Genomic DNA, 13,401 nt, shown 5'->3' on the forward strand with positions numbered 1-13,401 from the left:
CCTGACAGTTCCTGCCACAATGGCTTATACCGAACAGCGGGCTTACGTTGAGCTCCACCTCGCCGTGTTCCTCTGGGGCTTCACTGCTATACTCGGCGACCTCATCCAGCTCTCCGCCCTCACCCTGGTCTGGTGGAGGGTCTTACTTACCAGTCTCAGCCTGATTTTTTTCGTTCGGATCACCCGCATGGTCCGGGAGGTCGGTTTGCGCCGCTTTCTGTTGCTGGCGGGCATCGGCGTCATCGTGGCCCTGCACTGGGTGACCTTCTACGGCGCGATCAAACTCGCCAACGCCAGCATCGCGCTGGTCTGTATGGCCACGACCTCCCTGTTTTCGAGCTTGCTGGAGCCACTCATCGTCGGGCGGCGCTTCGTCTGGTACGAACTGCTTCTCGGCATATTCATCCTCCCCGGCATCTGGCTGATCGTCGACGGGGTGGATGCGGGCATGAATGTCGGCATCGCCGTAGGCCTACTCTCCGCCGCCCTCGTTTCGGTATTTACCTCCCTCAACAAGAAGTACATCGGCAGCAGCGACCCCCTGCGCATCACCTTTATAGAATTGGGTGCGGCTACACTCTTCCTGGCCCCCTTCCTGTATTCTCTCGGTGGCGAGCGGTTCTGGCCCAGCCCTACCGATTGGTTTTACCTCCTCGTCCTGGCCCTGATTTGTACAACGCTTACGTTCTTTTTATCCCTGCGCGCCCTTAGCAAGCTTTCCGCTTTTGCCTCCAACCTCACGGTAAACATGGAGCCCGTCTACGGCATTTTTCTGGCCTACTTCCTGCTAGACGATGCTCAGGAGCTCAGTCCCAATTTTTACTGGGGCACGCTGCTGATCCTGGTGGCCGTGTTCGGTTATACGGCGGCCATGCGGTTCGTGCGTCGTCGCGCCAGAAGGTTACTGCTCTAGACGGTCCGCCCGCTCATATAACACCCGAGCCTCCTCGGTTCGCCCTAATTGGTACAGGGCCGTACCGTAATTTCTTACCGCGCCGGCATTGTCGGGCAGTATCGATACGGCGCGTCGGAAATACTCGGCCGCCTCCGTAAGTTTTCCGCTCATTCCACTGGCGATACCGAGCAGCCGTAGGGTTTCGTAGTCGCCGGGGCGCAGTTGATCGGCCCGCTGAAGGTAGCCGAGGGCAGCGGCGAAATCCTGTCGCTCCTCCCCCGCCGCCCGGCCCGCCCGCTGCAGCGCGATCACGAGGTTGTTGCGCACGTCCGCGTCATCCGCACTGAGCTGAAGCGCGCGATCGTAATCGCGAATGGCCGCCGCGTAGTCGTTTAACAGCAGGTGAGCGTTGCCCCGCAGCAGAAAGGCGTTCCGGTAACTCGGATGGATGCGCAGGGCTTCGTTAAGGTCGGTCAGCGCATCCCGCAACAGCTTTTGTTGAGCTGCTTGCCGACTTTCGTCCAGCGACTGGTAGCGATCGAGCCGCACCCCTCCGGCGGCGTTGCGCAGTTTAGCACTGTTCGGTTGGCGCTGCACGTCGGTGGTAAAGAGGGTGAAGTTGTCCTTCCACACCGGATTGCGGGCAAGGGTCAGTCCGGAATACACGACAACCACGACCGGTAGCACCCACGGCAGGTGACGAAACCACCGGGCACCCACCGCAATAATCCCCCCCACCGCAATCGCAAAGCCGAAGGAAGGCATGAAAAGAAACCGTTCGCTCATAAAGGTCCCCACATTGAACACCACGTTACTCACCACGGACAGCGTCAATAGGTAAATCAACACACCCGTCGCCGCAATTTTATGGCGGGAGCGCAGGTGCAGTGCCCCCCAAATGAGCAAGGCTAAGTGGACAAACAAGCTGAGCCACACCAGCGGATCGCCCCACCCCCGCAGTTCGATAGCTGCCGGGTAATAGTCGTGGACCAGGCCCGTAGGCACGAAGAGCAACTTCAGGTAAATCAGTAAGGTGTAGAGTACGGTGGGCTGACGCTCGAAGAACGTCAGTGGTTGCCACCCCCCGTTCACCTGCCGCAGGAAGGGATTATTCATCCATTCCAGCGGAGGTTCGCCGCCGCCTATTCCGACTATGCTCTGCCGCAGGAGGAGATAACCGGCGGCCGCCACCAGCAATGGGATCAGATGCCGGTAGCCCCTGCCTACGAAGACAAACACCAGCAGGGGAATGACGGCGACGAAGGTGATGGCATTCTCCTTCGCCAGGCAGCCCAGTAGAAACATCCCCGCACCCGCGACCCCGCCCCGGAACCGATCCTCCTCCGCGCTGCGCAGCAGAAAATAGGTCGCTCCCAGCGCCCCGAGTAGTGCGATAATTTCATCCCGCCCCTTGATGTTTGCCACGGCCTCGGTGTGTAGCGGATGGGCGGCAAACAGGGCGGAAACCCCCACGGCCAACCACCAGGGACCACCCAGCCGGCGCAGCACGGCAAACATCACTACGACCAGCAGACCGTAGCAGAGTACGTTCAATAAATGGTGCAAAAAGGGTCCGGAGCTCACCGCCTGCTCGAGCGAAAACATCGCGAGGGTAAGGGGCCGGTACCGTCCGCCGGTCACCAGCGCGTTGCGCTCCTGCTCGTCGAAAAAACCGTAAAAGGAATCGTGGGTAAACAGGTCGCCCCAGCCCGCCACGCCCCGCTGAACGACGGAGTTGTCGGTAATGACGATCGCGTCGTCGAGGGCGAAGTCGTGCCCCAGGGTGTTCGCGTAGAGCAAGCAACTGAACACGAAAAGCACAGCCGCCTGCAGCGAGGGGCCTTGGTACCAATGCGGATTGCCGGACATCCGGCGAATATAGCAGCCCCCGCCGGCAACCCAAACCGCCGCTGCACCGTTGGAAGGGACGTATAACCCCAAGCCATGTCCCGACCCCTGATCTTAGTAACCAACGACGACGGAATTACCGCCGGTGGCATCGCCGCCCTCGTAAACGTAGCCCAGGAATTCGGTGACGTGCTCGTCGTGGCACCGGACAGCCCCCAGTCGGCCCAGGGACACGCCATCACGATCAGCGTCCCGATTTTCGTGCGGGAAAGCGAAGCGCTCGGGCCGGACGTGGAGGCCTACGAATGCAGCGGCACACCGGTCGACTGCGTGAAACTTGCCAAGAGCGTCCTGCTGGCCGGCCGCACCCCCGACCTCTGCCTTTCGGGCATCAATCACGGCAGCAACGCAGCCATCAACATTCTGTATTCCGGCACGCTTTCCGCGGCGATGGAAGCCAGTCTGGAGGGAATCCCCAGCATCGGCTTCAGCTTCCTGAATTACCGGGCGGATGCCGATTTTAGCGTTTGCCTCCCCTACGTGCGCCACCTGGTAGAATTTGTCCTGACCAACGGAATGGCCGACGGCAGCCTGTTTAACGTGAACATCCCCGACCTGCCGGCGGAGCAGATCAAGGGACTCCGCGTTTGCCGCCAGGCTGAAGCTCGCTGGGTGGAAGAATATACTCACAATGAGGACCCGCGCGGCCGCCCGTATTACTGGCTGACCGGCCGCTTCGTTAACGAAGACGAGCGGACCGATACCGACGCCTACGCCCTCGAGCACGGCTACGTATCCCTGGTGCCGAGCGTCCACGACCTGACCAATCACCGGGCGCTGGCAAGTCTCCAGACCATCGAGGGAAGCCTGCAGCCGGAAGGCCTGGAATACAGCGAAGATGAAGTAAGCCGCGAGCAGCAGTTGGAGCAGTTCTAGCCGTCCAGCAGCGCCTGTCCGTAGTACACGAACCAGGCTACCGCGAGGATCATGACCCCCACCATAAGCCCCTTCATGCTGCGCGTACGGTAGGTGCGACGGAAGACGTTCATGGGCAGTACGTTGATGCAGATGGCCAGCAGTGCGAGCGTGCGGGGACGAAAGACTATGCTGCGTCCGGTGCCGGCCGAAAAATAGTCGCCGAGTTGAAGAAAGAGGGCGTAAGCGACGACGGTGACAAAGACGGAAACGGCCAGGCCGATCCAGAAGTGATCGTTGCGGGGGATCATACGGGGGAGCTTTCCACCTACAACGACCCGGCCGCCGCCGTCGTTCATCCGCACCGACCCGCCGCCCGTCGATGAATGCGCACTAGTCTTTAACTTAGGCTTTCACCGTGCGTTAACCCACTATGCGCAAGAAGATAACCGACTACGCCAAAAAGACGCTTAAAGATTCCATCATGAATCCCGAGAATACGACCGACAAGGACGCCCACGCCAGTACCGTCATTCGCAATCACGTCATCTGGAGCATGGGGGCTAGCTACATCGTCCCCCTGCCCATCGCCGATGTATTCGCGGTTTCGGCCCTGCAGCTCGACATGATCCGCCAACTCTGCCGGGTGTACGGGATTGACTTTGCCGAAACCCAGGGCAAGGCCCTCGTGACCTCCCTCACCACCAGCGCCATGACCAAGGCCGGTGCGCGCAGCCTGATCAAATTGATCCCCGGCATCGGTACCGTGATTGGAGGCGTTACCACGGCCATTCTGAACGGCGCGAGTACCTACGCCCTTGGGGAGGTTTTCAAGAAGCACTTCGGTTCCGGCGGCACCTTCCTCGACTTCGATACCGATCGCCTGAAGAAGATGTACAACGAGAAGTTCGAAAAGGGCAAGAACGTCGCCAAGCAGTGGAAGCAGGAGCAGGCTGAGGAAATCGTACCCCCGCCCCCCGCTCCCCGGCCCGAGGCGGCTACCACTCCCCCACCCCCTCCCTCCACGCGCAAACAGGAAACAGTTGCCGAAGCGGAGGACAACATCCGCAAGATCCGCGAGCTGGCCGAGATGAAGGCCCAGAACGTGATCACGGAGGAGGAGTTTCAGGCGATGAAGAAGCGGATCATCGGGAGTTAAGGTCGAAGCGTTGCACGCTGAGGGTAGGGTCGCTGCGCGACTGGTTTTGGAACGCAGATTTGAACGGATTGCTTCGCAGATTTCGCGGATTTAGAAGCGCGTGGGGCGGGATTCCAGGGCACGCTGTTGCTTGGCCAGGTAGAGGTTGCCGAAGGTGACGCTTGCCGAGATGGTGCCGCTGCGTTCGGTGTTGGGTACGATCTGGATGCGGCGCCACTCGCTGGTGCGTTCCAGTTCGGTGAGGCGGCGGTTGTCGGGCAGGCTCATTTCCCCGTTGTTGCTCGAAAGCTCGTAGGCCAGTCCCTCGCCCCCGATGGGTTCGTAGATGTAGACGTCGCTCTTGTCGGCGTTGATGCGCAGGTCGCGCATGTTGACGTTCGGGCTTAGCTTGAGCTCTCCGTACTGGGCGTTAATGGTAAAGGTGCCGCCCACGTCGAGCAGGTTGATGTCGGACCGGCGCGCGTTGATGACCACGTTGCCGTCGATCTTTTCCCCGGTGATGTCGCCGAAGCGGGTGCGGATGTCGAGCAGGCCCTGTACGTTATCGATGTTGATGGCCGAGAATTCGCCGTTGATGCGCAGTCGGTTCCGGAGGTTGCTGATCGTGGCACCGCCAAAGTGGCTTTTGAGGTACACGGGGCACTCTTCCGGCAGGGTGATGTAGTAGGCCACGGTGAGCTCGCTTTCGGGTTGGAGCGTCTTGTCCTGTCGTCGGTTCTTCAGGAAGATTTTCTTTCCGGCCACCTCGGTGATGAACTCCAGGTTTTCGAGGTCCGACTTTGCCGTTTCCAGCCGGGGGTGGCGGGCGGCCATTACTACCCGTACGCTGATCTGCTGCTTGCTCCAGGTTTCTACGAAGATTTCGGCCTTCTCCCCCTCTACGGCGAGTTCGCTACCGGCGGAATAAACGTAGGTGTCCTCGATGGTTTTGGTAACCACTTCCCGCATATCCGTTTGGGCGCGGACGCAGGAGCCGGCCAACAGCAGGAAAAGCAAGGAGAAAGTGGTTTTGGACAAGGGGGCTGACTTTACAAATGAAGACCTAAAGCTCGACAATGATGCGCCGGTAAACGTCGTCGCGTTCTCGCTCGATTTCGGCCAGTTGCCGGACGACCGAGGGATCGGAACCGTAAGCGACCAGCATGGCCTTGACTTCTTCCCGTGCGGAGGTGAGTTCGTCGAGTTCGTGGCCGAGGTTGTTCAGGCGGGGTTCGTTGCGTTGCTCCACTTCCTGGCGGGCGCGGTCGAAACTGGCCTCGTCGTCGTCCCAGTCGGCACTTACGGCTACGGGATTGGCTTCCTGGGCGTAGGCGTAGGAGATTTTGGGTCCGGCGTCGTAGTTGGCGTAGCCGATTCCCGCGGTGACGATCAGGGCAACGGCCGCCGCGGCCGCGATGAGCTTGGGTCTCAACTGGCGGAGGCGGGTTGCCGGTGCAGGGGACTTCGCGAGTTCGTGACTCACGGCGTTCCAGACCGCGGGCGGCGGGGCGTAGGTAGGCAACTTCTCGTTGAGCCTGCTCACTGGGGAAAGCTCCCGGGAAATTCCCTTCCACGCGGAAGCGGGCGGCGCGTAGTCCGGTAGCCGATCGAGGGCGGCACGCAGGCGGTCGTAGTGCTTCTCTTTCATACGTAGGCCTTTAGGTAGTCGCGTAATTTCTTCTTGGCGTGGAACAGCTGACTTTTGCTGGTCCCGACGGTAATTCCGAGCATGTCCGCCACCTCCTGGTGTTTGTACCCTTCTACTTCGATCAGGACGAACACGGCGCGGTAACCGTCCGGCAACCGCTGGATGGCGCGTTCCAGGTACTCGGTATCCAGGGGGGTGTGTCCCCAGTCGAGTTCCTCCTCCGCGTGGTGCAGGGGCAGTTCTTCGTAGCGTGGTTTGCGGCGCAGGCGGTTGAGTGCCGTACGCACGATGACGACCTTCATCCAGGCCCCGATGGTTGACTCCTCCCGAAAGGTATGCAGCTTCTGAAAGACCTTCAGGAAACCTTCCTGCAGGGCGTCGTTAGCCAGGTCGAAGTCGCCGCAGATGCGGTAACAGGCCGTGTACATGGCCCGGCTGTAACGGTCGTACAGTTCTTTTTGCGCGCGGCGGTCCTGCCGGCGACAGGCGGCGATAAGTTCTGCTTCCGTCATCCGCGCGGGGGGAATTAAGCGGGTGGCGTCCCGGATTTTCGGCTGTCCAATCATAAACTAATGGGCTCTGGTTTAGGGAGCCCATTAGTCGCGGAAAGGTTGGTCCTGAAGTTGTAAAAAGTGAGAATGGGTCCAAGCCCTAGAACCGGTAGGCTATCGATCCGATCCACCGCTTGGGGGACTGGTCGATGTCGATCTCTTCGCCGCGGAAGGTGAAGGTCTCTCCGTAGTTGGCAAAATTTCCGTCGTAGCGTACGTCAACCGTCAGGGGCCCGATGTCAATGGAACCGCCCAGGGCGTAACCGAGGTTAAATGTCTCGAAGGCGCGGTCGACGCCGCCGTCTGCCTTCAGGTCACTGGTGCTAGAAACGAAAAAGTGGCCCACGGGACCGGCATTCAGCCGCAGGAAAGCCAGTTTGTAGCTCAGCAGTACCGGTACGTTCACGTCGTTGTACCGCTCCTTGAATACTTCGGATACGCCAGAGTCCGGATCGTCGGCCCGGAAGGTCGTCCGTGCGCTGTTGAGCGTCACTTCGGGCTGCAGGGTGAGGCTGGCGGTGAGGGGCAGGCGTAGCAGGGCACCGAATTGGAAGCCGTAGTCGGCGTCCTCGAGTGCGAATTTCAGGTCCTGCCGACCTTCGCGGCTGAAGCTGAACTCTTCGTTCTGTAGCGACTCGGTGGCCAGTCCGGCCTTGAGGCCGAATTCGATCTGGGCAAACGAACAAACACTAAGCAAGAGCAGGGGAAGAATAAGGGCGTTTCGGTAATTCATGGCAAAGTGGGTTGGTTATGGCTAAAGCGATCAAAGCGCAGCGTCAATTGTATCCGAGGTGTTAAGACTCGCTTAATCTATGTCGCGGCCCGGACCATCGTTACCCTGGCGTACCCGTCAGCCCGCAACTCCGAACCAAACGCCGAGGCCGCTCCCGTAATCGTCGGTGACCACCCGGCGCATGGCTGCTTCCTGTGGACGTTGCACCTGCGTACCCGCCCGTTTGGCAATTTTGACGATGAGCTGCTGCCCCCCGTGGCTGCGCCGGAAGGCCAACACGTTGTCGCCCTCCGAAATGGGTTGGTAGTCGGCGGAAGTGAAAAACTCGGCGTGGTCGAGACGGAATTGCAGCAACAAGCGCAGAAGGTGAGCTTTGCGGATGGGATCGTACTTATCCTTCGCTTCCGATTCGAGCCAGGACTGCCGTTTGCCGTAATCCACCGGTCGGCGGTTGTCGGGGTCCACGAAGCTGAGGTCCCAACTCTCGGTGCCCTGGTACACATCCGGATTTCCCGGTACGGTACACTTCAGGATGAGCTGCGCGAAACTGTTGTGCCGGGTTTGCGGCCATATTTTCCGGAGCAGTTGCTCCAGTTCGGTACGCAGTCCGTCGTCGTCCAGGATTTGGTCGGCCAGCATCTTCAGACGCTCCTCATACGCTAGGTTCGGGGCGGCCCAGTCGCTCATTTCCTTACCCTCCCGCACGGCCTTTTCGAGGTAGGCATGCAACCGGTTGCGCAGGTCGGCGTCGGCGGCGGACTTATGTAAGGGGTAACCGGCCACGAGGCTCTGGAGCACCAGGTACAGGCCGCGGGGGCGCACCTCTCCCCGATCGATGGTAGCAAGGGCGTGCTGCACGAAACCCTGCCACTCTCCCGGAAAAAAAGTCAGGGCCTGTAGGAACGCCCGTCCGTCCTCCCCCCGTTTGGTGTCGTGGGTAGCCGTGGCGTTCATGCTGCTGCGGGGCCGTTCGAGGACAAAGTCGTGGAAGGCCCGCACCGGAACGTGATCGCCGGGAGCCGCCGAGCTGCCTACCTCATTAAGATGCGCCTGCCGCCAGAATTGATAGAAGGTAGTGTCCTCTACGCCCTTGGCCATCAGCGGTCCGCTCAGTTGCTGGGTCCGTTGGAGGTATTCCAGGGAGTCGCCGGAGAAATCCTGGTGCGCCAGCCAGTTGACGAAAGTGAGCACCGACCGACCCAGTTTAGGAGCGTATTCCGTTACTGCAGTAGCGGCTTCCATGCACAATCCCAGTTCGTGGTCCGTCAGTTGGCCGCCGGCCGGATAGATGCGGTACACCGGAAAGGCCGCCAGCCAGTGGGCGAGCGTCTCCCGGAAGCCGTCGCGAAGCTCATCGGTCAGCAGCGGCTCCCAACGGCGCACCAGATTATCCAGCTCGCCGCCGAAGTGTTCCCGGACGAGCATCAGCTTGTTTTGAAAAACGAGTTCGTTGTAGTCCGGCAGCGGTTCGTCGGTGAACTGTTCGTACAGGTCGCTGAAGCTGTTGTTGCTGTCCTCGTTGGTCAGCAGCCGGTTTACCTCTGCCAGGAAATCGTAACCGGTGGTACCGTCGACCGGCCAGTCGTCGGGCAGTTGCTCCCCCGGCTCGAGGATCTTTTCGACGTAGATTCCGACGTCGGGACCGACCGACTCACGCAGCCGCTGCAGGTAGGTGGTGGGATCGAGTAGCCCGTCTACGTGGTCCACGCGCAGGTGCTGAATGTAGCCGTTCCTGACGTCGGCGAAGGTGCGCTCGTGCAGGTCGTCGTACACCTGCCGGTCTTCCGTGCGCATACCGATCAGTTCGTTGACGGTAAAGAAGCGCCGGTAGTTGATGTAGTCGGTGACCGTCTGCCAGTGGACGGGCTCCACGTGGGTGGTTTCTTCGGACGTCGCATTCCGGTCCGCATCCGGGGCTTCCCAGTACTTGTCGTAGATTTTTACTCCGCCCCGGTATTCCTGCAGCTGTCCCTGTTCGCGCACCGTGTCGGGATCGTCGCCGAGCACGGGGAGCATCATGCGGCCGGGCATGCGGGGGTGGTCCCAGTCGATGTCGAAGTGGTTGGCGAAGCGCCCGTTTTTTCCCTCCCCGACGACGGTACTGAACCAGACGTTCTCCGGACTCAGGGCCGTATGGTTGGGTACAATGTCCTGCATGTACTTCATGTTCCGTTCGTGGAGGGCGACGTGCAGTCGCTGCCAGTCGGCTTCGGTGGAGACTTCCGGGTTAAGGGTTGCCGGATCGGTCACGTCGTAGCCGTGGGTGCTGCCGCGGTTGGCCGTCAGAATGGGACTTCCGTACACGGTGTCGATGCCGAGTTCCTGGAGGTAGTCCAAAATAGCGATCAGGTCGACCACCCTGAAACCGGCGTGAAATTGAATGCGGTAGGTGTTCATAGTTGGGAAGTACGGGTAATTATTGGGTAGCGAGGGTGGCAAATCCCCAGGCCGGTAGGTGGAGGTGTCGGTCCGTACGGGTGGCTCCGTTGGTCTGGAGCAGGATCCGGCCGGGCACTTCAACCGTAAGTGCGGCGTCGCCGAAGTTGGCGCAGTGGAGGTAGGGGCTTCCGGCGACGGTCCAGGTGATCAGGGTGCCGGCCTGATCGACGCTGATGTCGGCAAAGGTGTAGTCGGTCGGGGCGGCGGCGCGCAGGTGCAGGGCGGTACGGTAAAGCTCGGCGACCCTGGCATTTTTCTCCCAGCTCAATTTGGCAGACTGGAAGGTTTCCTTCGCCTGGGGATCGGGTACGGTATGCCCTTCGTGCTGGAAGGCGGCAAACTCGGCGGCGCGCCCCCTGCGGACCGCCTCGATGAGCCCGTCGTCGCCGTGGTGTACGAAGTAGGGAAATCGGTTGCGCTCGCCGTATTCCTCCCCCATGAAGATCAGGGGCGTAAAGGGGGAGAGCAGGTAGGTAGCGGCGGCCAGCAGGTACTTGTCTTCGGGAATGTTTTCGCTGAGGCGGTCGCCGATCATGCGGTTTCCCACCTGATCGTGATTCTGGAGAAACACGACGAACTGGGCCGGAAACAGATCGGAGCGGGGGGGCACGCCGAAGTTGCGCTGGCGGTGAGGGGAATACTGTCCGGTGTAGACGTAGCCGTCGCGCAGGGCCTTGGCCAGGTGCTCGACTTGGCCAAAATCCTCATAGTATCCACGGCTTTCTCCGGTCACGACGGCGTGCAGGGCGTGGTGAAACTCATCGACCCACTGTCCGCTCATGCCGTAGCCTCCCCGTTCGCGGGGAAGGATGTACCGCGGGGCGTTAAGGTCGCACTCGGCAATGAGGATCATTTCGCGATTCTGCCGCTGACCGATCTCGTCGGCTACGGTCGAGAGCGACTCCAGGAAATGTTCGGCGGAGTAATCCTTGATGGCGTGGACCGCATCGATGCGCAGTCCGTCGGCGCCGTATTCCTCCAGCCACAGGCGCACATTCTGCAGCCAGTAGTTTCTCACTCCGTCGGCCTGCCGGTCGTCGAAGTTGATGGCCGACCCCCAGGGCGTGTGGTGTTGCTCGGTAAAGACGGGGAAAAACTTAGGCAGGTAGTTTCCTTCCGGTCCGAGGTGATTGTAGATCACATCAATGAGCACGGCAATTCCCCGGCCGTGGGCGGCTTTGATGAAATCGCGCAGGTCTTCCGGTCTTCCGTAGGCCCGAAAGAGGGCAAAGGGCAATACGCCGTCGTAGCCCCAGTTGCGGTCGCCCGGCGTCTGGTTCAGCGGCATGATCTCCAGGATGTTCACCCCAAGGTCCTGCAGGTAATCCAGCCGGTCGGTGGCGGCCCGAAAGGTGCCTTCCGGAGTGAAGGTGCCTACGTGTAGTTCGTAGATTGCCCCCCCGGCGAGGCCCCTTCCGCGCCAGTCGGTAGTGCCGACGGTCTCAAGGTCGATCACCTCGCTGGGACCATGTACCCCCTCGGGTTGGTAGCGACTGGCGGGATCGGGATAAAGCTTATCGTGCTTTCCGTTGCGGTAGTAGCCGTAGCGGGTGCCGGCCGGGACGGTAAGCGGTTCGGAGAGCAGGTATCCATCCCCTTCCTGCTTCATCTCGTGCACCCTTGGACGGTCCGCCGTCAGGAGGGCCAGTTGCAGTTTCTTGACGGATGGCGCCCAAATGCGGAAGCGCCGATTGCCGGATGCATCCATCGGCAGGGGGCCCAGGGGGAGGTAGGGAAAGCTTGGAAATTCTGACATGGGTACGTAAGTAATTGTGCCGCCTTAGCGATTTTGCAGCCGATAGGCGATTTGCAGCGCCCGCTTGCTGAGCGGGGAGAGGAGCCGTTGCTGGGCACGGTCCCGGGCGGGCTTCTGGTTGATGCGGCTTCCGACGGGGTAAGCGTACAGCTTATTGGTCAGCTTCCCGTAATCGAGATCGAGCATATTCAACAACAACAGTTCCTGAATCATTTCCCCGGCCCCCGGGGCGGCCATGGTGCCACCGAGCAATTTTCCGCTTCCGAAGGAGGTCTTGGCGATGTAGAGGATCAGCACCGAGTCCCGGTAATCAGCCGCTACGGCCCGGTCGTCGTGGTCAAAGGACTGCTGCACCGTTTCGTAGTCGATGCCCTGCTCTTCCAGTTGCCGGGGGGTGAGTCCGAAGGTTGCTACCTCCGGATCGGTGAAGGTCACCCAGCTGAAGTGTTGCAGCTTGTGCTTGCGGTCGATGGGACTGAGCAGGTTGGTCCACAGGTCGGTGTTGTGCTTCTCCGCGCCGTGGCTGAACATCTCCTGGCCGTAGGCATCGCCTACGGCGAAGATGGCTTTATTGGATGTGCGGTAGTAGTCGTCCACTACGATCTTACCCTCCTTCGTGTGCACTCCGGCCAGTTCCAGCCCCAGTCCCTTCGTCGTTACCCGCCGACCGATGGCGACGATCAGGTGGGTGAACTCCACTTCGCCGGCGGGCGCACCGTCCTGGACGAGGACGGCGGTGCGCTCGTCCTTGAATCGCTTGATCTCGGTCTGGTGGCGAATATCTACGCCCTCGCCATCGAGTTTTCGTTGTAGTACGGCTGCGGCTTCCGCGGGGTCCTTGTCCAAAATTCGCTCACCACGGTTCAGCACGGTCACTTCGCTGCCGAGCCGTCGGAAGGCCTGCGCCATCTCACAGGCGTTGGGGCCGCCTCCGACGATGAGCAGTTTTTCGGGCAACTCATCTAGCTCGGTGAAGACGGATTCGTTGTCGTACTGCTTCACCAGCTCCGATCCGGGGACGGACATGTGGCCGGGTTTCGATCCCGTTGCCAGTACGATGCGGGGGGCGGATAATTTTTGCCCGTTCACCGTCACTTCCCGGGGACCGGTGAGCATGGCCTCTCCGATGTGGCAGTCGAGCCCGTATTCTTCGCTCAGGTAATCGGGGGACTCGTGCTTGCGGATGATGTCCTGCCGCTCGTGGATGTACTGCATGACCCGTTTGAAGTCTGCCTTCCCCTCGGTCCGCAGCCCGAATTTTTCCGCCGCGCGGGCCCCCGCAAACTGAGCCGCGACGTGCAACAGGGCTTTGCTTGGCACGCAGCCGTAGTTCAGGCAGTCGCCACCAAAGTTCTTTTCCGTCCGGTCGATCAGTGCTACGTTGAGCCCGATCGCTCCGCCGAAGCCCGCGGCTCCGAGTCCGCCAGACCCGGCGCCGATCACGATCAGATCGTGGGTGTAATTTGCCATACTTGCAC

At 60.7% G+C, this 13,401-nt stretch carries 12 protein-coding genes; 3 read left to right on the forward strand and 9 right to left on the reverse strand.

The genetic code is table 11. From position 1 onward, the window contains the following. Positions 1-19: 19 nt before the first annotated feature. Positions 20-913: a DMT family transporter gene (locus GGR28_RS16060; RefSeq protein ID WP_183496844.1), complete on the forward strand. Its 894-nt coding sequence runs from the start codon at positions 20-22 to the stop codon at positions 911-913. On the opposite strand, the gene GGR28_RS16065 is transcribed toward GGR28_RS16060, so the two are convergent. Beyond that, the gene (locus GGR28_RS16065) at positions 902-2,764 is read right to left on the reverse strand and encodes a tetratricopeptide repeat protein (protein WP_183496845.1); all 1,863 of its coding nucleotides are present in this window, start codon (positions 2,762-2,764) and stop codon (positions 902-904) included. The two genes, GGR28_RS16060 and GGR28_RS16065, sit on opposite strands and share 12 nt — an antisense overlap. Before the next feature lie 75 nt (positions 2,765-2,839). Between GGR28_RS16065 and surE the strand changes: the two genes are divergently transcribed. Next, positions 2,840-3,679 (forward strand): 5'/3'-nucleotidase SurE, encoded by an 840-nt coding sequence (gene surE, locus GGR28_RS16070; RefSeq protein ID WP_183496846.1) that lies wholly within the window; start codon positions 2,840-2,842, stop codon positions 3,677-3,679. Here the strand turns inward: surE and GGR28_RS16075 are convergent. Continuing rightward, on the reverse strand, positions 3,676-3,969 hold the full coding sequence (locus GGR28_RS16075) for a hypothetical protein (RefSeq protein ID WP_183496847.1): 294 nt from the start codon (positions 3,967-3,969) through the stop codon (positions 3,676-3,678). The two genes, surE and GGR28_RS16075, sit on opposite strands and share 4 nt — an antisense overlap. Positions 3,970-4,091: 122 nt before the next feature. Here GGR28_RS16075 and GGR28_RS16080 point away from each other — a divergent pair, with 122 nt between their 5' ends. Next, positions 4,092-4,817, forward strand: coding sequence for a DUF697 domain-containing protein (locus GGR28_RS16080; RefSeq protein ID WP_183496848.1), 726 nt, complete (start codon positions 4,092-4,094; stop codon positions 4,815-4,817). Positions 4,818-4,907: 90 nt separating this feature from the next. On the opposite strand, the gene GGR28_RS16085 is transcribed toward GGR28_RS16080, so the two are convergent. From GGR28_RS16085 to GGR28_RS16115, 7 genes are all read right to left on the reverse strand, one after another. Beyond that, positions 4,908-5,834, reverse strand: a complete 927-nt coding sequence (locus GGR28_RS16085; RefSeq protein ID WP_183496849.1) for a DUF4097 family beta strand repeat-containing protein — start codon at positions 5,832-5,834, stop codon at positions 4,908-4,910. Positions 5,835-5,859: 25 nt separating this feature from the next. Continuing rightward, a complete protein-coding gene (locus GGR28_RS16090; RefSeq protein WP_183496850.1) occupies positions 5,860-6,444 on the reverse strand; it encodes a hypothetical protein in 585 nt (194 codons plus the stop codon). Further along, a complete protein-coding gene (locus GGR28_RS16095) occupies positions 6,441-7,010 on the reverse strand; it encodes an RNA polymerase sigma factor (protein ID WP_221233920.1) in 570 nt (189 codons plus the stop codon). Before GGR28_RS16095 ends, GGR28_RS16090 begins: the two co-directional genes overlap by 4 nt. Before the next feature lie 85 nt (positions 7,011-7,095). After that, positions 7,096-7,728: an outer membrane beta-barrel protein gene (locus GGR28_RS16100; protein WP_183496851.1), complete on the reverse strand. Its 633-nt coding sequence runs from the start codon at positions 7,726-7,728 to the stop codon at positions 7,096-7,098. Positions 7,729-7,845: 117 nt separating this feature from the next. Continuing rightward, positions 7,846-10,125, reverse strand: a complete 2,280-nt coding sequence (treY, locus tag GGR28_RS16105; protein WP_183496852.1) for a malto-oligosyltrehalose synthase — start codon at positions 10,123-10,125, stop codon at positions 7,846-7,848. Between the two features lie 19 nt (positions 10,126-10,144). After that, positions 10,145-11,923 (reverse strand): malto-oligosyltrehalose trehalohydrolase, encoded by a 1,779-nt coding sequence (gene treZ, locus GGR28_RS16110; RefSeq protein WP_183496853.1) that lies wholly within the window; start codon positions 11,921-11,923, stop codon positions 10,145-10,147. 24 nt (positions 11,924-11,947) lie between these two features. After that, positions 11,948-13,393, reverse strand: coding sequence for a dihydrolipoyl dehydrogenase family protein (locus GGR28_RS16115; protein ID WP_183496854.1), 1,446 nt, complete (start codon positions 13,391-13,393; stop codon positions 11,948-11,950). Positions 13,394-13,401: the final 8 nt, after the last annotated feature.

Origin of the sequence: Neolewinella aquimaris, assembly GCF_014197245.1 — a bacterium.
Classification (GTDB): Bacteria; Bacteroidota; Bacteroidia; order Chitinophagales; family Saprospiraceae; genus Neolewinella; species Neolewinella aquimaris.